Below are 20,500 nucleotides of genomic sequence, written 5' to 3' on the forward strand. Positions count from 1 at the left end.
TGACCGGCTTTTTACGGCCAGCCTTTCCCATGTCGGCCCTCTCATTGACCGGCCCTCCCGGCTTAAAAGACGCCCAGATTGTCGAGGAAGACCATCAGCATCACGATGGGGCAGAGATAGCGCAACAGGAAGATGAAGGTTCGGTAAATCCGGAATTTCAAGGCTCCGTTGTTGGTGATCTGATCCTTGAGCACCTGCCGGTCGAGTTTCCAACCGACGAAGATGCAGGTGAAGAATCCGCCGACGGGCAGCATGATATTGGCCGTGAGGTAGTCCAGCAGGTCGAAGAGGTTGAGCCCGAACAGTTTCCACCCGCTTAGCAGGCCGACCGACAGCGAGGCGGCGATTCCCAACAGCGAGGTAGCGGCGGTGGTGGTCCAGGCTGCGGCCCGGCGGCTCATGTGCCACTCTTCGTGGCAGTAAGCCGTGATTACCTCATGTAAGGAGATCGTTGAGGTGAGCGCCGCAACGACCAGCAGCAGAAAGAATACCGTCGACCAGACCATGCTCAGCGGCATTCCGTTGAAGATGCTGGGCAGGGTGATGAAGACCAGCGAAGGTCCCGACGAGGGTTCGATCCCGACGCTGAAGACCGCCGGGAAGATCACCACACCGGCCAGTATGGCGACCAGCGTATCGAGGATCGTGACATTCAGGGCCGTATGGCGCAGGTTGGTTTCGGGTTTGAAGTAGGAGGCGTAGGTGACCATGGTCCCGATGCCGATCGAGAGCGAGAAGAAGGCCTGCCCGAGCGCTACGAGGACCGTCGAAGGGGTAACCTTCGAAAAATCGGGCTTGAAGAAGAACCGGAAACCCTCTCCACCGCCGGGCATCAGCAGCGAGTGGATCGCCAGGGCGATCAGAACGACGAAGAGCAGCGGCATCAGGACTTTGGCCGAGCGTTCGATTCCCTTCTGCACGCCGAGGGCGATGACGAAGTGGGTGGCCAGGGCGAAGAGCAGCGTGTAGAGCACCGGACGCCACGGATTCTGGATGAAGTTCTCGAAGACCGTCCTGTACTCCTCGACCGTGGCGTATTTTGCCAGACTGCCCGTCACCGAGTGGACCATGTATTCGGCGGTCCAGCCCGACACGACGAAATAGAACCCCAGGATGAGGAAGGCTGCCAGTACGCCGTTGTATCCGAGGAAACTCCAGCGTTTGTCGAGCGAGCGGTAGGCCCCGACGGCATTGCGGTGCGTGGCGCGTCCGACGGAGAATTCGGCGAGCATGAGCGGCAGGCCCAGCAGCAGGACGCAGAGGATATAGATCACCAGAAAGGCTCCGCCTCCGTTGTCTCCGGCGACGTAGGGAAACCGCCAGATGTTGCCCAGTCCCACGGAACTTCCCGCTGCGACCAGGACGGCACTCAGTTTCCCTCCCAGCGTGGCACGATTGTGCAAATGGTTCATATTCGGACTCTTTTGTGAAATGCCGGACGGACGGGGAAGTCCAATACCCCTCCGGTCCGGCATCCGGTTTATTTTTCCAGAACGACGCTGACCCGTTCCAGCTTCCCGCCCAGGGGCGGAGCCAGTTTCGAAACCGTGCATTTCACGTGCCGGACCTGCGGAAATCCGGCATGGATCGCATCGATGATGTTCATGGCGACGCGTTCGATCGTGCGCTGCGTGACGGCCATCTGCTGCCTGACCACCTCGTAAACCGAGAGGTAGTTCACGGCCTTTTCGACGCTGTCCCCGGCGGCCACGTCTCCCAGATCCGCGGTGATCTCCACGTCGACCGTGAAGCGGTTCCCGACCTTGCGCTCCAGTTCGTAGCAGCCGTGCAGCGCCCGAAACTCCATGCGTTGCAGGACGATGCGGTACTCCATATCCCTGTTTTATTCGGCAATTACCAGATAATAGTTCTTTTTGCCGCGCTGCACGAGCAGGTACTTCCCGGCAATCAGGTCGTCGGCCGTCACCGCACGCATCGGGTCGGCGATCTTCTCGCGGTTCATCGAGACGCCGCCGCCCTGGATCATCTTGCGGCACTCGCCCTTCGAGGCGAAGATCTGCGTCTTCTCGGCGCAGAGGTCCACGAAGGCAACTCCCGCCTCCAGCTCCGTGCGGGCCACGCGGAACTGCGGCACGCCCTCGAAGACCTGGAGGAGCGTCGCTTCGTCGAGGCGGCGCAGCGCCTCGGAGGTGGCGCCGCCGAAGAGGATGTTCGACGCCTCGACGGCCTTTTCGTACTCCTCCTTCGAGTGGATCATCGTGGTGATCTCCTGAGCCAGCCGTTTCTGCAGCACGCGCAGGTGCGGGGCGGCGTCGTGCTCGGCGATGAGAGATTCGATGGTCTCGCGGTCGAGCAGCGTGAAGATCTTGATATAGCGTTTGGCATCCTCGTCGCTGACGTTGAGCCAGAACTGGTAGAACTTGTAGGGCGACGTGTAGCGCGGGTCGAGCCAGACGTTGCCGCTCTCGGTCTTGCCGAATTTCGTGCCGTCGGCCTTCGTGATGAGCGGGCAGGTGATGGCGTAGGCTTCGGCTTCGGGGCCCAGTTTGCGGCGGATGAGCTCCGTGCCGGTGGTGATGTTGCCCCACTGGTCGGCGCCTCCGAGCTGGATCTTGCAGTTCATCGTCTGGTAGAGGTGCAGGAAGTCGTAGCCCTGGACCAGCTGGTAGGTGAATTCGGTGAACGACATGCCGTCACCCTCGCCGTTGAAGCGCTTCTTGACCGAATCCTTGGCCATCATGTAGTTGACGGTGATGCACTTGCCGATGTCGCGGATGAAATCCAGGAACGTGAATTCCTTCATCCAGTCGTAGTTGTTGACCATGCGGGCGGCGTTCGGGGCGTCGGAGTCGAAGTCGAGGAGTTTCGCCAGCTGGGCCTTGATGGCCTCCTGGTTGTGCCGCAGGGTGGCTTCGTCGAGCAGGTTGCGCTCCTGGGACTTGCCCGAGGGGTCGCCGATCATGCCCGTCGCACCGCCCACGAGGGCCAGCGGGCGGTGTCCGCACATCTGGAAGTGCTTGAGGATCATCACACCCACGAGGTGCCCGATATGGAGCGAGTCGGCCGTGGGGTCGATACCCAGGTAGGCCGTCGTCATCTCTTTCTGCAGTTGTTCTTCGGCGCCGGGCATGATCGTGTGGATCATGCCGCGCCATTCGAGTTCTTCGATAAAGTTTTTCGTCGCCATATTTGTCTCTTTTTTTGTTCGTTTTCCAGGGAGGGCCCGGGGGCTCCTCCGGTTCTTGTTTTTTATCGTTCCGTATTATTCGATCTCCAGATCCAGCGCCTTGCGGAATTCGGTGAGCAGCGGATTCTTGTCGGTCATGTATTTGACCCGGTCTTCGAGTTTGATCGGGCGGGCGGCCCGGATCTCCTCGTTGACGGTCACCTCCAGCTCCATGCTTCCCTGTATGTTGGCCAGCTCGGCGATGCGCATCAGCATGCCCGTCTTGCTCCGGAGAATCTCCTCGCGCAACTCGGCTGTCGGCACGCTCACCGCGATGGTGTTGCCGCGGAAGCTCATCTGCTCGAATGCCGGGACGAAGCGCGGGCGCCGTTCCCGGATCAGGTTCAGGATGCGTTCCCGGGCCTGTTCCAACTTGCTTTCACAGGCCGGGTCGACCGTGGCGTCGGCGGATTGCGCCGCTTCGGGTTCCGGATTCTGCTCCGTTTGCAGGGCACCGCCCGTGGTCAGCAGTTCGGAGAGCGAGGTCCCCGAGATCAGCGGTTTGCGGTGCAGGGGCGTTGCCGGACGCGGTGTCCGGGCCGGGGCTGCTTCGGCATTCGGGCCCGTTGCGACGGGTGTTGCAGCCGGAGCTGTTGCCGACTGAGTGGCTGTCAGGGCCGGATTCGCAACGTTGGTCGGAGCCGACGCCGTCGGATTCGGCATCTGGGCTGCCTGGACGGCTGGACCTGCCGCTGCCTGTGTCGCCGTTGCTGCCTGTGTCGCCGTTGCTGCCTGTGTCGCCGGAGCTGCCGCCGCTGTCGGTTGCGTTGCCGGTTGCGTTGCCGCCGGTCGGGCCATCAGCTTGGGAAGCTGAGGCTCTTCGCAGGATGTCAGGTCGTTATTTTTTTTTTGGCCGAGTCCTGAGATCTTCATCAGGCCCAGCTCCACGAGCAACCGTTGGTTCGACGATTGCCGTATTTTTCCGTCGAGGTCCGTCAGCAGGGCGATCGCCCCGAAGAGGAAGTCGACACCGCAGGCCTCCGCCTGCACGCGGTATCGTTCGAGCAGCGTGCCGGTCATCTCGATCAGTCGCAGCGTCTCGGGGCGTTTGGCCATCAGCAGGTCGCGCAGGTGGCGGTTCAGCCCTGCCATGAAGGTCTGGCCCGAGAATCCTTTCGAAAGCACCTCGTCGAACGTCATGAGTGCTTCGGCGTAGTTGCCCGCCAGGAGCGTCTCCGTGATGCCGAAGTAGGTGTCGTAATCCAGCACGTTGAGTGTCTGGGCCACGTGGCGGTAGTCGAGCGTCGTGCCGCAGAACGACACGGCCTTGTCGAACATCGACAGGGCGTCGCGCATTCCGCCGTCGGCCTTCTGCGAGATGAGGTTCAACGACTCCTCGTCGGCCGTGATTCCCTCCTGTGCGGCGATGTATTTCAGGTATTCGACCGAATCCTCGACTCGGATGCGGTTGAAGTCGTAGATCTGGCAGCGCGAGAGTATCGTCGGCAGGATCTTGTGCTTCTCGGTGGTGGCGAGGATGAAGATTGCATGGGCGGGCGGCTCTTCGAGGGTCTTCAGGAAGGCGTTGAAGGCCGCGGCCGAGAGCATGTGCACCTCGTCGATGATGAACACGGAGTAGCGTCCCACCTGCGGGATGATGCGCACCTGTTCGATGAGCGAGCGGATGTCCTCCACGGAGTTGTTCGACGCGGCGTCGAGTTCGTGGATGTTGAGCGAGCGTCCCTCGTTGAACGAACGGCACGATTCGCACTCGTTGCAGGCTTCGGCGCCGTGGGGCTGCAGGCAGTTGATGGCCTTGGCGAAGATTCGCGCGCAGGTTGTTTTCCCGACGCCGCGGGGCCCGCAGAAGAGATAGGCATGGGCCAGTTGTCCGCGCTCGATGGCATTCTGGAGCGTGGAGGTGATATGCTTCTGCCCGACGACCGAACGGAAGGTCGCAGGACGGTATTTGCGTGCGCTGACGATGAAATCACTCATGGTAGCGCAAAGATACCGATTTAAAAATTAAAAATAAAAATCGGGGATTAAAAATTTGACGGGGATTGCATGGGCTGGATTTACGGGGTGCATCGGACAAAGTGTCGCTGGCGTGTCAGCCGGGATGTGACAATTCGTGACAAAAAAACGACATTTTGACCGGTCCGGCGACTTGGCAGGCCTTTTGCTCCGTATCCGGTCGAAACACGAAACAAGTAAAAACAACACGGATATGAACATCAACACTTTAACCATCAAGGCCCAGGAGGCGCTCCAGGCGGCGCTGACCCTGGCCCGGGAGCGGGGACAGCAGGCTGTCGAGCCGCTCCACCTGCTTGCGGTGCTGATCCGCGAGGAGGATTCGCTGGCGACCTTCCTGTTGGGGCGTGTGGGCGTCAACGTCCGCGGGCTGCGCGACGAGGTCAACCGTACGGTCGAACGGCTGCCGCGCGTCGAGGGCGGCAGTGAGCAGTACTTTTCGCAGGATGCCTCGCGGGTGATCCAGCGGGCCGTCGACTTCACGAAGAATTTCGGCGACAAGTACGCTTCGGTCGAACACCTGCTGCTGGGGCTCGTGGCCGAGCGCGGGCAGGCCTCCGATTTGCTCAAACGCAGCGGTGCCACCGAAAAGGAGCTGATCGAGGCGATCCGCACCTTCCGCAAGGGGGCGACGGTCGATTCGCAGACCTCCGAACAGCAGTTCGACGCCCTGGGCAAGTACGCCATCAACCTCAACGAGCAGGCGCGCAACGGCAAGCTCGATCCCGTTATCGGGCGTGACGAGGAGATCCGCCGTGTGCTGCAGATCCTCTCGCGCCGGACGAAGAACAACCCGATCCTCGTGGGAGAGGCCGGTGTGGGCAAGACGGCGATTGCCGAGGGTATCGCCCGCCGGATCATCGACGGTGATGTCCCCGAGAACCTGAAGTCGAAGGTGATCTACTCGCTCGACATGGGTGCGCTGATCGCCGGAGCGAAGTACCAGGGTGAATTTGAGGAGCGTCTGAAAGCCGTCGTGCAGGAGGTGATCGCCAGTGACGGCGAGATCCTGCTCTTCATCGACGAGATCCACACGCTGGTCGGGGCCGGCAAGTCGTCGGGGGCGATGGATGCGGCGAACATCCTCAAACCGGCCCTTGCCCGTGGCGAACTGCGGACGATCGGCGCCACGACACTCGACGAGTTCCAGAAGTATTTCGAGCAGGACAAGGCCCTCGAACGGCGTTTCCAGAAGGTGATGGTCGACGAGCCTACGCAGGAGGATGCCATCTCGATCCTCCGCGGCCTGAAGGAGCGCTACGAGAACCACCACCAGGTGCGGATCAAGGACGAGGCGATCATTGCGGCCGTGGAGCTCTCGACGCGCTATATTACGTCGCGGTTCCTGCCCGACAAGGCGATCGACCTGATCGACGAGGCGGCCTCGCGCTTGAGGCTGGAGATGAACTCCGTGCCCGACGAGATCGACGCCCTCGACCGGAAGATCCGCCAGTTGGAGATCGAACGCGAGGCGATTCGCCGCGAGAAGGACAAGGAGCGGATCGAGTCGCTCACGAAGGAGATCGACGACCTGAAGGCCCGGGACTCCGAGATGCGGGCCAAGTGGCAGGGGCAGCGTGACCTGTTGAAGAAGATCCAGGCCAACAAGGACCGGATCGAGCAGCTGAAGATCGAGGCTCAGCAGGCCGAGCGTCAGGGTGATTACGGCAAGGTGGCCGAGATCCGCTACGGCAAGATCCAGGAGGCCGAGAAGGAGATTGCGGCCTTCCAGGAGGAGTACAAACTCGCTTCGGCCAACGGCTCGATGATCAAGGAGGAGGTCGATGCGCAGGATGTGGCCGAGGTGGTTTCGCGCTGGACGGGGATTCCCGTGACGCGGATGCTGGCCTCGGAGCGCGAGAAGCTGCTCCACATGGAGTCGGAACTGCACAAGCGGGTTGTCGGACAGGAGCAGGCCATTGCGGCCATTTCGGATGCCGTGCGCCGTTCGCGGGCCGGGCTGAACGATCCCCGCAAGCCGATCGGGTCGTTCATCTTCCTCGGCACGACGGGTGTCGGCAAGACCGAGTTGGCGAAGGCCCTGGCGGAGTTCCTCTTCAACGACGACCAGATGATGACCCGTATCGACATGAGCGAATACCAGGAGCGGCACAGCGTGTCGCGGCTTGTGGGGGCGCCTCCCGGATATGTCGGTTACGATGAGGGCGGGCAGCTGACCGAGGCCGTGCGGCGCAAGCCTTACTCGGTGGTGCTGCTGGACGAGATCGAGAAGGCGCATCCGGATGTCTTCAACATCCTGCTGCAGGTGTTGGACGACGGGCGTCTGACCGACAACAAGGGCCGGACGGTCGACTTCCGCAACACGATCATTATCATGACCTCGAACATGGGTTCGCACATCATCCAGGAGAATTTTTCGAAGGACTTCGACGGGAAGAAGGTTCCGGAGGAGGTCATTGAGCGGACGCGCCGCGAGGTGATCGACCTCCTGAAGCAGCAGCTGAAACCGGAGTTCCTGAACCGTATCGACGAGATCGTGATGTTCGAGCCGCTGACGCGCCGCGACATCGAACGGATCGTCGACATCCAGCTGGGATCGGTGCGGAAGATGCTTTCGGAGAACGGCATCCGTCTCGAATATACCGACCGGGCCCGCGAATGGATCGCCACGGCAGGTTACGACCCGCTCTACGGAGCGCGTCCCGTGAAGCGGACGATCCAGCGCTACGTGGTCAACGACCTTTCGAAACGGATTCTGGCCGGCGAGGTCGACCGTTCGAAACCGATCTCGATCGATGCCGATGCCAACGGCCTGACCTTTGCGAACTGACATCCGGCATCCGACCGGTTTGCGGCCGGCCGATGAATGACGAAGGGTTCCATCCCATGCGGGGCGGAACCCTTTTTTTGTGGTCGGTGGACCGGCGGCCTATCGAACGTAGCGGCTGAAAAAGCGCCAAAGTTCCTCGCAGGTGTCCACGCCGGTCTTTTTCCACGAGTGTTTGCCGCCGAGGGTTTCGTAGAGCCATACTTCGTTGCCGTCGGTGCCGCCCGTGTAGCGGTGTGCGATGACTTGCAGTCCGTCGGCACCTCGTGGCAGGGTGTCGATGCGGTGTTCGAGACATTTGTTTTTTGCGGCCCAGTATCCAACGGCCATCGGGATCGGAAGATAGGCGCCCCAGCCGCCTTCGCCCGTCAGGTCGCCCTCCCAACGTGTCGTGGGGTCTGCCGTTCCATGGATTTCAAACAGCGGGACGGGCTGCAATGACTTGTCCTCCCGCAGGATCGCAACCGACATGAAGCCTGCTACGGGCCCCAGGGCCGCGAAGAGATCCGGACGTTGCGCGGCGAGCAGGTAACACATGTCTCCGCCGTTCGACATGCCGGTGCAGAAGACGTTGCGGCGGCTCAATCCGTAATGCCGGTGGAGATGGCCGATCAGGTCTTCGAGGAATTGCACGTCGTCGATCGGCATCTCTGCCTGGGACGGATAACCCACATTCCAGCCCCGTTTGCCGCGGCTGTCGCGTTCGCCCTGCGGATAGCAGACGGCGAATCCGTGGCGGTCGGCCGTTGCGTTCATTCCGAAGGCTTCGGGATTGGCATCTCCTCCGTATCCGTGCAGGACGATGACCAGCGGGGCATTGTCGGGCAGGTCGGCCGGCAGGTGCAGGCGATAGGTTCGCTCGACTCCGCCGGAACGGAGGGTTTCGGTGCGGGTCTCCTGGGCCGTGACGCCCGTGGCGCCATACAGCAGGAGCACCGTCAGCAGTGTTTTCAGCAGTGTTTTCATGGTTATCGAATGATGTTTTTCATAATCCTTTCCGGGCCAGACGCCACGCTGCGGCGTTGTAGAGGTCGAGCAGCGGGCCCCGCCACCGGACCGGCAGGCGGTTCAGCAGCTGCACCTTGTGCAGCGTGCGGCGGTAGACCCGTGTCCAGTGGAAGAAGCGGGCGGCGCGCCGGGCCTCTTCTGTCCCGCCCTTGACGCTCTGGATCAGCGCCTTGCCCAGAGCGGCCCGGGCGATGAATTCGCGCTCCTCCTCGGGGGCCGAGGGGTCGTAAAGCTCCTCGAACGAGTAGCGGGTCCGTTCGGGGGTATAGCTGGTTGCCGAGCGGTTGGAGGCGACTTTCGAGTAGCGTGCCAGCCGTTCGGGCGAGTAGCAGACCCGGTAGCGGCGGGCGATCTTGATCCACATGTAGAGGTCCCCGGCCATCTTCATCCCTTCGGGGAAACCTCCCACGTCGTCGAAGACGGCCCGGGGAATGCAGCAGGCCGAGGGGATGGCGATGTAGCGGTGTGCCGAATCGCGGAAGAAGTTCTCGACGATGCCCCGCCGGTCGAGGCCCGGGGCGGGGAATAGGCCGTCGTGGCTGACGACCGAGAAGCCCGTGCAGTAGAGTCCGCACCCGGGAAACGCTCCGATCATCGATTCGATTTCGGCCAGAAAGCCGGGTTCCCACTCGTCGTCGGCATCCAGCAGGGCGATGTATTCGCCCCGGGCCTCGGCGATGGCGCGGTTGCGGGCGGCACACTCCCCGGCATTGGGCTGCGGGACGAGCCGCACGAGCGGCGAGGCGGTTCCGCGGACGATTTCCGCACTGCGGTCCGTCGAACCGTCGTCGACGATGACGATTTCGTCGGGCTGGCGTGTTTGGGCCAGCACCGAACGGAGGGTCCCTTCGATTTCGCGCTCCTTGTTGTAGAGGGGGATGATGACCGTGATGGTTGTTTGCGACATCTGTTGCGCTGATTTTTCGTGAAAATACCGATCTTTTCGCTCTTTTGCAAGAAATCCCGGCCGTGAGCGGGCCTCTTTTGTCCGGAAAAGCTGCTCCGGAGCCGCCCTCTCCCTTGTTCGGGTGGAGTCTGTCCCGGTTACCGTTCGTAGCTTGATTTCTCCGGAAGCAACGCCTCGAATGCTGCGCAGAGCTTGCGGCAGACACCCTCGAAGTCCCGGATGGATTCGTGGTCGTTGAGACAGAGCATCCGGCACTTCTGGCTGCGGATGGTTTCGCAGATCGGGTCGATCGTCTCTTCCGTGAGGGTCATGAGACGGCACTCCCGGAGTCCCTGCGGGTGGAACTCCCCACGGCAGAGCGTGTCGTAGCGGACAAGCCACTCGGAGAGGTCCGTCAGGTCCCGGACTGCGTGGCGGCATGTTGCGTCGAGTTGGGGCCCCCACAACTGCCAGGCCCGATCGAATGCCGAACGCCGGTAGGGTTGGGGCATGTGCGGGTCGAAAATACCCGTAAAGAAGGACCATGGGGCCAGGGTCAGACTCTTCAACAGATTTCCGAACCCGTAGCGGAGCGAGAACCATTTGCCGAAATGACGGCGCAAAACCTCGCGTTGCCGGTGGGTGCCGTTGATGAGTTCCAGGTTGTTGTAGATGATGTGTCCCACGGAGGAGGGCTGCGGGACGCTCAGGCGTGCCATGTCACACGGAAGCCCGTTGCGGAAGAACGATTCGGGTGTGTGGGGACGGCAGAGGAAGGTGTCGTCGTTGAAGAGCACGAAATGCTCGGAGAGCCCCTCGATGCGGGCGATATTCAGTTCGATGACATTCGAATTGAAGGTCGGCAGGTACTCCGGAGGGATGTAGTCACGGTGGTTGACGATGTGCAGTTTCGGATGCGTGGTGTCGAGCCATTCGGGCAGGTGCCCCCAGGTGATGAAGTGGATGCGCCGCACCCATGGCGCGAAGCGCTCGATGCTTCGGAACCAGTAGCGCAGGGTCTGCCAGTCTCGATAGCGGATCTCCGACGTGTCGGTGTGCCCGGTGCCGGGAGTGGAGGCGAAGGCCTGCCGCCAGGCTGGATCGGCCCCGTCCACCCAGGGAATGACGAAATCGATCGCTTGTGTCTTCCTCTTTTCCATGCTTTCAGTTTGCTCGGTTTTCCATACCCTCCCTTTCACGGGGACGCTTCCGGGTATTTTTTTGTCTTTTTTTCTCCCTCACTTCACCCTTCACCCTTTACCTTTGCCCTTCTCCTTCTCAATCTCTCCTCCGCACTCTTTCTCTTCGTTGCGGCGTCCGTTACTGGACCAACAGGTTGCAACCCCGGATCTCGGCGTGGTCAATGCGCCCCTCGACGACGAACGATCCGTCGTGGTCGACCCGCCCGACATCCTGCGTCTGGATGAAGGCACACGACCAGCGGTTCGCCAGGTCGACGATGTTCAGCCCGCCGCGGCTTCCGGCCGGGAGCAGATCGAAGGGGTCGTTCACGTCGCGGCACACGACCCGCATCCAGGCCGGGCAGCGGAACCGGTTCCCACCCTGGGAGTAGGCCTGTGAAGTGAGTTCCGCCATGCCGTACTCCGAATGGATGGCCTCGACGCCGAAGGCGTCGCACAGAATGCGGTGAAACTCCTCCTTGGGAATCTCTTCGCGGTATCCCTTCATGCCGCCGGTCTCCATGACGATGGTGTCCCGCAGTTTCGGGGCATATTGTTCGGCCAGGTCCCACAGCGCATAGCTCACGCCCAGCAGGATTTTGGGCTTCGGGTCGGCGGCCATGTCGCGCAGCAGGGCATCGTAATCATCGAGGTAGAAGCCTCCCGACCCGCAGTCGGCAATGAGCCGGTCGGCCATGTAGACGAGCGACGAACCCTTGCGGCGGAGGTAGTTCGGCAGCAGTGCGTAGAGGCTCCAGCGGGCCGGATCGCCGTAGAAGGTGCGGAACGCCCCGCGGAATGCCCTCTCGTAGAGGGCCAGCGAGCGCATCGGATGGCGTGAAGGGGTCATGCCCGTCGTTGCCGACGAGGTGAAGACCGCTTCGGGCTCCGCATCGCCGCAGTAGACCTCGTGGCTCTTGAAGAGCTCGATCGGCAGGAACGGGATCCGTCGGAATTCGCGGACCTGCTGCGGTTCGATGCCGAGGCGTCCGAGATACTCGCGGTAGGGCGGGCACGCTGCGGCCTGGATGCGGAACAGAGCCAGGGCCGCGGTTTCGAATGCCGTTGCATCGTTTCCGGACAGGCGGAATATGTCGTCGGTGGTGATCATCGATACAAAGGTACGCAAAAAAGAGGATAAAACGGCCATCCCCGAAGGGTTCGGTGCCTCCGGGGACGGTACTTTCCATACGTTCCGGTCCGTGACCGGTGCAGCTTGCTACTTTTTCGACTTCGGTGCAAGCATCATGTTCATCTTCTTGCCGTCGAGCTTGGGCATCATCTCCACCTTGGCGACATCCTCCAGATCGGTGGCGAAGCGCAGCAGCAGAATCTCGCCCTGCTCCTTGAAGACGATCGAACGCCCGCGGAAGAAGACATAAGCCTTCACCTTTGCCCCCTCCTTGAGGAAGTTCTGCGCGTGCTTGAGCTTGAAGTTGTAGTCGTGGTCGTCGGTCTGGGGCCCGAAACGGATCTCCTTGACGACGACTTTCGTCTGGTTTGCCTTCAACTCCTTGGCCTTCTTCTTCTGCTGGTAGAGGAACTTCTGGTAGTCGGCGATGCGGCAGACGGGCGGTTCGGCCTTCGGGGAGATCTCGATCAGGTCGAGCTCCAGTTCGTCGGCCAGGCGCAGCGCGTCGCGGATCGGCATCACCTGTGCCTGAGGCACGTTGTCGCCCACCACACGCACTTCGGGTACCGTAATCTGTTCGTTGATCCGGTGGGGATTCTCCTTTTCGGGCAACCGGCGTCCGTGGGGATTGTTGCCCGTTGCCGGTTTCGGTCTGTTATTCCCGGGGTTGAACGGCCGCGGCGGGAATGGTTTCGGTGCTGCGATAGTTGTACGTATTTAAGTTAATAATGTGTTGTCTTTGTGTGCGGGGCTCAGTCCTTGACGATCTTGTTGGCCTCGACCTCCTGCTTGACCAGTCCGGTCAGGAAGTCGCGGAAGCCCTCCATCGACATCTGTCCCTTGTCACCTTCGCCCTGGGCGCGGACCGAGACCAGCCCTTCGGCCTCCTCCTTCTCGCCGACGATCAGCAGGTAGGGGATGCGTTTGATCTCGTTGTCGCGGATCTTGCGCCCGATCTTCTCGTTGCGGTCGTCGACCTCCGTGCGGACATCGTAGCGGTTCAGGTATTCGGCCACGCGCTGCGCGTAGTCGTTGAACTTCTCCGAGATCGGAAGTACCACAACCTGCTGGGGCGAGAGCCACAGCGGGAACTTGCCGCCCGTATGCTCCAACAGTACGGCCACGAACCGCTCCATCGAGCCGAACGGCGCGCGGTGGATCATGATCGGGCGGTGGAGTTTGTCGTCAGCGCCCTTGTAGGTGAGGTCAAAGCGCTCCGGGAGGTTGTAGTCTACCTGGATCGTTCCGAGTTGCCACTTGCGGCCGATGGCGTCCTTGACCATGAAGTCGAGTTTCGGGCCGTAGAAGGCGGCCTCGCCGTATTCGACCACCGTATTGAGGCCCTTCTCCTTGGCGGCCTGCATGATGGCCGACTCGGCCTTCTCCCAGTTTTCGTCCGAACCGATGTACTTCTCCTTGTTGTTCGGGTCGCGCAGCGAGATCTGGGCCGTGTAGCTGTCGAACTTCAGCGTCTTGAAGATGTAGAGCACGATGTCGATCACGCGCTCGAACTCTTCGAGCAGCTGGTCGGGCCGTACGAAGAGGTGGGCGTCGTCCTGCGTGAACCCGCGGACGCGGGTCAACCCGTGGAGCTCACCCGACTGCTCGTAGCGGTAGACCGTACCGAATTCGGCCAGACGCACCGGCAGCTCCTTGTACGAACGGGGCTTCGAGCGGTAGATTTCGCAGTGGTGCGGGCAGTTCATCGGTTTGAGCAGATACTCTTCGCCCTCGATTGGGGTATGGATGGGCTGGAAGGAGTCCTTGCCGTACTTGGCGTAGTGGCCCGAGGTGACGTAGAGCTCCTTGTTGCCGATGTGCGGGGTGATGACCTGCTGGTATCCGTACTCCTTCTGGACGTTGCGCAGGAACTGTTCGAGGCGGTCGCGCAGGGCGGCGCCCTTGGGCAGCCAGAGGGGCAGTCCCTGGCCCACGCGTTGCGAGAAGGTGAAGAGTTCGAGGTCCTTGCCCAGTTTGCGGTGGTCGCGCTTCTTGGCCTCCTCCATCATGGCGAGGTACTCGTCGAGCATCGACTTCTTGGGGAACGAGATGCCGTAGATACGCGTCAGCATCTTGTTCTTCTCGTTGCCGCGCCAGTAGGCACCGGCCACCGAGGTGAGCTTGATGGCCTTGATGTAACCCGTATTGGGGATGTGCGGCCCGCGGCAGAGGTCCGTGAAGGCGCCGTTGGTATAGAACGAAATGGTACCGTCCTCCAGGGCGGTGATCAACTCGACTTTGTACTGGTCGCCCTTCTCGGTGAAGGTTTTCAGGGCTTCGGCCTTGGGCACTTCGCGCCGGACGAGCGGCTCCTTGTTGCGGGCGAGTTCGACCATTTTGTTTTCGATCGTGGCGAGATCGGCTTCGGTGATGGGCGTCGGGCTGTCGACGTCGTAGTAGAAACCGTTCTCGATAGCCGGGCCGATACCGAACTTGATGCCCGGATAGAGGGCTTCGAGGGCTTCGGCCAGCAGGTGTGACGACGTGTGCCAGAAGGCGTGCTTGCCCTCCTCGTCGTCCCATTTGTAGAATTTGATCGAGGCATCCGCTTCGATCGGGCGCATCATGTCCGTGGTTGCGCCGTTTACCGAGGCCGCCAGGGAGTCAGCAGCTAAACGAGGGCTGATGCTCTCTGCGATCTGGTACGCAGTCGTCCCTTCGGCATATTCGCGAACCGAGCCGTCGGGAAAAGTGATTTTGATCATAAAGTTTTTATCATTAAAATTTTCGGGGCCTTCGGCGCTTCCACAATTACGAGACGGAATACACCTCCGGTTTGCCCGGTATTTTCGTGTTTGTGTTTACTCATTGGCGGCGCGGAGCCTCCCGGCAATCGGGACGGCAGCGACACCCTCCCCTCTGATTACTCCCTGGCGGCGGTGCGGGCCTTCCAGCCCCCCCCCTCTCCTGATTACTCCCTGGCGGCGGCCTGCGGCGGCTCCTTCACCGTGGTGTCGCGGCTCGACTTCTCCCGTTCGGCCCGCGGCAGCGGGTTCGACGACCATTCGGCCCAGGCCGTCCGGTTGCGTACGATGTCGATGGCCGTGTAGATGGCGTTGCGCATCGACTGCGCATCGGCCTTGTCCTTCCCGGCGATGTCGAAGGCCGTGCCGTGGTCGGGCGAGGTGCGCACGGCCGCAAGTCCGGCGGTGAAGTTCACACCGTCGGGAAAGAGGCTCTTGAACGGGGCCAATCCCTGATCGTGGTACATGGCCAGGATGCCGTCGTACTTGGCGTACCCGCCTCCGGCGAAGAGCCCGTCGGCGGCAAAGGGCCCGAAGGCCAGTATGCCCTCGCGGAAAGCCTCGACGATGGCCGGGCGGATGATCTCCTGCTCCTCGCGGCCCAGCAGTCCGCCGTCTCCGGCGTGGGGGTTGAGGGCCATCACGGCGATGCGGGGCTCCACGATGCCGAAATCGGCGATGAGCGAACGGCGCAGGATCCGCAGATCCTCGACGATCTTCTCCTGCGAGATGCCTGCGGCGATCTCCGACACGGGGATGTGCTTGGTGACGAGCCCCACGCGCAGCACGTCGCTGCACATGATCATCATCGACTCGCCTTCGAGTTCCGCAGCGAGGTATTCCGTGTGTCCCGTGTACCGGAACTCGTCGCTCTGGACGGTCTCCTTGTCGAAGGGTGCGGTCACCAGTGCGTCGAGCTCTCCCGCCTTGAGGTCGCGCATTGCGGTGCGCAGGGCCTCGACGGCCGCACGCCCCGCTTCGGGGGTCGGCTGCCCGGGCTGTACTTCGGCGATCTCGCCGCACGCCACGAGGTTGATCCTCCCCCGCCGGGCTTCGGCGGCCGAACTCACGGGTGTGTAGGAGAACTGCTCGATCTCCGCAATGCTGTCCCGGTAGCAGGCGGCGGCTTTGGGCGATCCGTAGAGGACCGGGGTGAAGAGCTCCGTGATCCGCGGATCGGCCAGGGCCTTGATGATCACCTCCCAGCCGATGCCGTTGGGGTCGCCTTGCGTGATGCCTATTCTGTATTTCTGTTCGGTCATAAATGGCTTCTTGGTTGCCGGGCGGGCCGCTCTTCGGATGAAAAACCGGGCCGGGGCCGCTAAATGCAACTGTTACAACCTACAAAGGTATAAAAATTCGGAATACCAACGCTTCGGAACGGGATAAAAATGCGATTTCTCCCTTCGGAACTGCTATTTCTCGCTCCGGATGGCGGTTTGACGCCGGAATTCGGCACAGACGATTCCCGTCGCCATGGCGACGTTGAGCGATTCCGAACCGCGGCGGTCGGCGGGCCAGGGCGGGATGAAGAGTTTGCGGGTGACGCTCCGTGCCACGGCTTCGGTCACGCCGCGGCCCTCGTTGCCCATGACGACGATCCCCGTCGGTGAAAGCTCCTCGGTGTAGATATTCTCCCCTTCGAGAAAGGTCCCGTAGACGGGAATCCCCCCGGCGGCAGCCTCCGCAAGCAACGGCGCCAACGGCACGTAATGGACCCTCACGCGCAGGATGGCGCCCATCGTGGCCTGTACGACCTTCGGGTTGAAGCAGTCGGCCGTGCCCTCCGAGCAGAGGATGTCCCGAATGCCGAACCAGTCGGCCAGCCGGATGATCGTCCCCACGTTGCCGGGGTTCTGCACCTCGTCGAGCGCCAGGGTGAGCTGCCCCCGCAGGTCGGCGGTTTTCAGCCCGTAATGCGGGATCTCGACCAGCGCCACCGAGTTCGAGGGGGTTTTCAGCTGCGAGAGACGCTCCATGTCGCGCGGGGTGACCACCTCGACCTCCTCTCCGGCGAAGATCCCCTCCAACGCATAGATCCTACGCACGCGCAGATGCGATGCGCGCAGTTCGCCGATGAGCTTCTCGCCCTCGGCCAGGAAGAGTCCGTGTTCCGCACGGCCGCGCTTGTCGGCCAGCGAGCGGACGAGTTGGATTTCGGCTTTCGTCATGGCTCCTTTTCAATGGTGTAGGTGACGCCCTCGGTGGCGGGCCACGTCTCCGGGAACAACGCCCGGGCCTCCTCGACCAATACACCCTCGTCCTTGTAACGCGACGAGTAGTGGCCGATGACGAGCCGCCGGGCTCCGGCTTTCAGAGCCGCTTTCGCCGCATCGACGGTCGTCGAGTGGCCCCGGTCGCGAGCCGACCGCTGTTCGGCGGCGGCGTACGTGGCTTCGTGGTACATCAGGTCGACCCCGGCGCAGAGCCCGGCGGCGCGCGCCGAGAAGTTCGTATCCGAGAGGTAGGCGTACGACCGCGCCCGGTAGGGGCGGTAGGTGAGTTCCCCGTTGGGGATCACCTCGCCCGTCTCCGTCACGATCTCCTCGCCGCGCTTGGCGGCGGTGATCTGCGCGATCGAGAGCCCGTATTTCACGATCTTGAACTTGTCGACATTCAGCGGCGGCTCCTTCTCGCGGAAGAGGAACCCGGCGCACGGCACCCGGTGGCGCAGCGGAATGCTCCACACCTCGACCGTGCGGTTTTCGAAAAGCAGGGCGTGCTTCGTGGTCCGTACCTCGTGCCATACGACCTCGTAGGGGAGCTCCGCGTCGAAGAAGCGCAGGTGCGTTTCGAGCATCTCGCCGAACGGTGCCGGGGCATAGACGTCGAGCGGCGTGCGGCGCCCGTAGAGCCCCAGCGTCGAGATCAGCGGGAAGAGCCCGAACACATGGTCTCCGTGGAGGTGCGAGATGAAGACGGCGCGGATTTTCAGCGGGTTGATGCCGCAGCGGATCAGCTGCTGCTGCACGCCCTCGCCCGCATCCACCAGATAATGCTGCTCGTGGATGTTCACCGCCTGCCCCGAGGGGTGGCGGCTCGGGGTGGGCTTGGCCGAGGCGCAGCCGAGGATGGTTACCGCGAAGCTCATGGGGCTATTTCTTGTTCTTGTACTTGATGAATGTTGCTTTCAGCCGATACGAAACCCTCTCGTCGCGTTTGGTTGTCGCCGTGCGGGTGCTGCTGCCGTCGCTGTTCTGTTCGATATGCTCGGTGGTCGTGTAGGTCGGGCTGGTGACCGATTGACCTATGCCTTCGAAAACCACGGCGTCGGCACCCTTCTCGCAGGCCTCTTTCTCAATGACGCTTTGCGCTTTTTCGAGTGTGCCGAAGAGGTGGGGCGTTGCCAGGATGTGGCCCATGGTCTCGTAACCTTCGGGCACGTCGTTCCAGCTGAAAAAGAGTTCCGGAGAGTTGGTTGCCGGATAGGCCTTGCCGATGTAGGTGGTCTCAACAGCACAGGATCCGGTCGCACAGACAGCGCACAAGGCGCCCAGAAACATCGGAATGCGTTTCATCGTATTATATTTTTTGTGGTTTTATCGCAGCAGGAATCGTTCGCAGTCCAGGGCGGCGACGCAGCCCGACCCGGCGGCCGTGATGGCCTGCCGATAGTGGGGATCCTTCACGTCGCCGGCGGCGAAGACGCCTTCGACCGAGGTTTTCGAGGTGTTGCCCTCGACCTTGATATACCCCTCCTCATTGAGATCGAGCTGTCCGGCAAAGAGTTCCGTATTGGGATGGTGGCCGATGGCGAGGAAGAAGCCCGCGATGTCGATCGTGTGCTCCACGCCGTCGTTGCGGCGCAGCAGGGCGCCCGTCACGCCGGAGTCGTCGCCCAGCACCTCGACGGTGTTGTGCTCGAAGAGCACCTCGATGTTGGGGGTGTTGAAGACGCGCTCCTGCATCGCCTTCGAGGCGCGCAGGAAGGGCTTGCGGACGATCATGTAGACCTTGCGGCACAGCGAAGCCAGATAGGTGGCCTCCTCGCAGGCCGTGTCGCCGCCGCCGACCACCGCGACATCCTTCTTGCGGTAGAAGAACCCGTCGCACGTGGCGCAGGCACTCACGCCCTGCCCGCGGAATTTCGTCTCGGAGGGCAGCCCGAGGTATTTGGCCGTGGCGCCCGTCGAGATGATGAGGCTTTCGGCCAGCAGCTCCTTTTCGCCGTCGACCTCCGCGCGGAAGGGTCGGGCCGAGAGGTCGACCTTCGTGATCGTTCCCGCACGCAGGTCGGCACCGAGGCGTTCGGCCTGGGCCCGCATCCGCGACATCAGTTCCGGGCCGTCGATCCCTTCGGGGAATCCCGGGAAGTTCTCGACTTCGGTGGTCGTGGTGAGTTGCCCGCCCGGCTCGATACCCTCGTAGAGTACCGGCGCCAGGTTGGCACGCGACAGATAGATGGCGGCGGTATACCCGGCGGGCCCGCTGCCGATGATCAGCACTTTGATCGTCTCCTTGTTGGTTTCCATATCGTTTCGTGTTTTATTTTGTTTGTCTGTTTTGTCTGTCCGGGGAAGTCCGTGTGGCGTCGTTTCGGGGCGGGACAGCGGCGTCTGCCGTGCGGGCACGCCGTCGGAACCCCTGCCGCACCGCCTCCCTCCCCGCCGGGGGTCAGGTCCGGGCCTCGCGCTCGCCGAAGTCCGACTGTTGGCGCCCCAGGTAGTCGAACTCGGCCCAAAGCCCGCCCTTGCAGACGTAGACGTTGCTCTCGACCGGATCGTAGTCGACGATTTCGTAAACGGGCGGGATGACCCACGCTCCCCGGCGGTCGATCAGCCCCATGCCGGTTGCGGTCTTCACTTCGGCGCGGCCTTCGTGGAAACTGTCGGCCCATTCGAAGATGGAGGGGATCACCACGCGGTTCTCCGGGTCGACGTAACCCCATCCGGAGTCATCCTCGACGCAGGCCAGCCCCTCGCTGATCGGGTGTACCCAGCGGTGTCCGGTGAGTTTCAGCAGCGGGTTGTACGCTCTGCCGACGTCCGAAACCACCATCGGTCCGGACTCCCGGAGAATCCACTCCCGCAGGGCCTCGAATGCCGGATCGTCGATTTCGGGATGCCCGAAGCGGGCGTCGTGGTAGCGCAGCGGGATGAAGCGGTCGCCCACCCAGCGCAGGTTTGTCTCCCGGAGGTTGCCGTGTGCAAAATCCAGGCCGCGGAGCGCCTCGCGAAGCGTGTCGAGGGCGGAAAGAAGCCGTTCGGTCGACTCCCGGCAGAGAGCCTCCCGGAAGGAGAGCCCTTCGGGCAGGTGCTGCAGGACCAGATCGCAGCGCAGCTCCGCACCCGTCGGGGTGCACCACCGCATTTCGCCCGGCAGGATCCGGTAGGGTGTGAGCCATTCGGTGTTGAGGCGTCCGATCCGCGAGGCGACCCGTTCCACCGTGTGGATGGCCGACGACGAGAGGGGCAGCGACAACAGCCAGTGCTGTCCCTGCCATTCGATTTCGGCCTCGGCGAAGCGCGTCGTGCGCATCAGTTGCGGCAATCCCTCCGGGCCGGTGACGGCCCGGGCATCGGCCAGTTCTCCGAAGGCGAGGTCGGGCGTCAGCAGCGCCCGGGTGAAAGTCTGGATTGTAGGTGTCATGGCGGTCG

17 protein-coding genes are annotated in these 20,500 nt (G+C 62.3%); 1 reads left to right on the top strand and 16 read right to left on the bottom strand.

Annotated features, from left to right (window positions below):
- Positions 1-62: 62 nt before the first annotated feature.
- The 4 genes from ABGT65_RS06715 to ABGT65_RS06730 all read right to left on the bottom strand — a co-directional run bounded on the left by ABGT65_RS06715 (position 63) and on the right by ABGT65_RS06730 (position 5,125).
- Positions 63-1,412: a sodium-dependent transporter gene (locus tag ABGT65_RS06715; RefSeq protein ID WP_346700764.1), complete on the bottom strand. Its 1,350-nt coding sequence runs from the start codon at positions 1,410-1,412 to the stop codon at positions 63-65.
- A gap of 68 nt (positions 1,413-1,480) precedes the next feature.
- The gene (gene folB, locus ABGT65_RS06720) at positions 1,481-1,834 is read right to left on the bottom strand and encodes a dihydroneopterin aldolase (RefSeq protein WP_346700766.1); all 354 of its coding nucleotides are present in this window, start codon (positions 1,832-1,834) and stop codon (positions 1,481-1,483) included.
- A 9-nt stretch (positions 1,835-1,843) separates the two neighbouring features.
- Positions 1,844-3,148, bottom strand: coding sequence for a tyrosine--tRNA ligase (gene tyrS / locus ABGT65_RS06725; protein WP_346700767.1), 1,305 nt, complete (start codon positions 3,146-3,148; stop codon positions 1,844-1,846).
- A gap of 75 nt (positions 3,149-3,223) precedes the next feature.
- On the bottom strand, positions 3,224-5,125 hold the full coding sequence (locus tag ABGT65_RS06730) for a DNA polymerase III subunit gamma/tau (protein ID WP_346700769.1): 1,902 nt from the start codon (positions 5,123-5,125) through the stop codon (positions 3,224-3,226).
- Positions 5,126-5,357: 232 nt separating this feature from the next.
- Here ABGT65_RS06730 and clpB point away from each other — a divergent pair, with 232 nt between their 5' ends.
- Entirely contained in the window at positions 5,358-7,955 is a 2,598-nt protein-coding gene (gene clpB, locus ABGT65_RS06735) for an ATP-dependent chaperone ClpB (protein ID WP_346700771.1), read from the top strand.
- Between the two features lie 99 nt (positions 7,956-8,054).
- Here the strand turns inward: clpB and ABGT65_RS06740 are convergent, their stop codons facing one another.
- The 12 genes from ABGT65_RS06740 to ABGT65_RS06795 all read right to left on the bottom strand — a co-directional run bounded on the left by ABGT65_RS06740 (position 8,055) and on the right by ABGT65_RS06795 (position 20,492).
- Positions 8,055-8,918, bottom strand: coding sequence for a PHB depolymerase family esterase (locus tag ABGT65_RS06740; protein ID WP_346700773.1), 864 nt, complete (start codon positions 8,916-8,918; stop codon positions 8,055-8,057).
- Between the two features lie 19 nt (positions 8,919-8,937).
- Positions 8,938-9,867: a glycosyltransferase family A protein gene (locus tag ABGT65_RS06745; RefSeq protein ID WP_346700775.1), complete on the bottom strand. Its 930-nt coding sequence runs from the start codon at positions 9,865-9,867 to the stop codon at positions 8,938-8,940.
- Positions 9,868-10,004: 137 nt separating this feature from the next.
- Complete coding sequence (locus tag ABGT65_RS06750) at positions 10,005-11,006, bottom strand: Stealth CR1 domain-containing protein (protein ID WP_346700777.1); 1,002 nt, start codon at positions 11,004-11,006, stop codon at positions 10,005-10,007.
- A gap of 160 nt (positions 11,007-11,166) precedes the next feature.
- Complete coding sequence (locus tag ABGT65_RS06755) at positions 11,167-12,138, bottom strand: acyltransferase (protein WP_346703070.1); 972 nt, start codon at positions 12,136-12,138, stop codon at positions 11,167-11,169.
- Positions 12,139-12,246: 108 nt separating this feature from the next.
- Positions 12,247-12,771, bottom strand: coding sequence for a translation initiation factor IF-3 (gene infC, locus ABGT65_RS06760; protein WP_346700778.1), 525 nt, complete (start codon positions 12,769-12,771; stop codon positions 12,247-12,249).
- A gap of 140 nt (positions 12,772-12,911) precedes the next feature.
- Positions 12,912-14,864 (bottom strand): threonine--tRNA ligase, encoded by a 1,953-nt coding sequence (thrS, locus tag ABGT65_RS06765; protein WP_346700780.1) that lies wholly within the window; start codon positions 14,862-14,864, stop codon positions 12,912-12,914.
- 206 nt (positions 14,865-15,070) lie between these two features.
- Positions 15,071-16,165, bottom strand: coding sequence for a 4-hydroxythreonine-4-phosphate dehydrogenase PdxA (gene pdxA, locus ABGT65_RS06770; protein ID WP_346700782.1), 1,095 nt, complete (start codon positions 16,163-16,165; stop codon positions 15,071-15,073).
- 153 nt (positions 16,166-16,318) lie between these two features.
- Positions 16,319-17,074, bottom strand: a complete 756-nt coding sequence (locus ABGT65_RS06775) for an RNA methyltransferase (RefSeq protein WP_346700784.1) — start codon at positions 17,072-17,074, stop codon at positions 16,319-16,321.
- Positions 17,071-17,994 carry a ribonuclease Z gene (locus ABGT65_RS06780; RefSeq protein ID WP_087263739.1) on the bottom strand — a complete coding sequence of 308 codons (924 nt, stop codon included), beginning with the start codon at positions 17,992-17,994 and terminating at the stop codon, positions 17,071-17,073. The genes ABGT65_RS06775 and ABGT65_RS06780 overlap by 4 nt, the downstream gene beginning before the upstream one ends.
- Positions 17,995-17,998: 4 nt before the next feature.
- The gene (locus tag ABGT65_RS06785; RefSeq protein ID WP_087263738.1) at positions 17,999-18,421 is read right to left on the bottom strand and encodes a hypothetical protein; all 423 of its coding nucleotides are present in this window, start codon (positions 18,419-18,421) and stop codon (positions 17,999-18,001) included.
- 21 nt (positions 18,422-18,442) lie between these two features.
- On the bottom strand, positions 18,443-19,375 hold the full coding sequence (gene trxB / locus ABGT65_RS06790) for a thioredoxin-disulfide reductase (protein WP_346700786.1): 933 nt from the start codon (positions 19,373-19,375) through the stop codon (positions 18,443-18,445).
- 142 nt (positions 19,376-19,517) lie between these two features.
- Positions 19,518-20,492, bottom strand: coding sequence for a WG repeat-containing protein (locus tag ABGT65_RS06795; protein ID WP_346700787.1), 975 nt, complete (start codon positions 20,490-20,492; stop codon positions 19,518-19,520).
- Between the last annotated feature and the right edge of the window lie 8 nt (positions 20,493-20,500).

The sequence above is a fragment of the uncultured Alistipes sp. genome, from assembly GCF_963931675.1.
Lineage (GTDB): Bacteria > Bacteroidota > Bacteroidia > Bacteroidales > Rikenellaceae > Alistipes.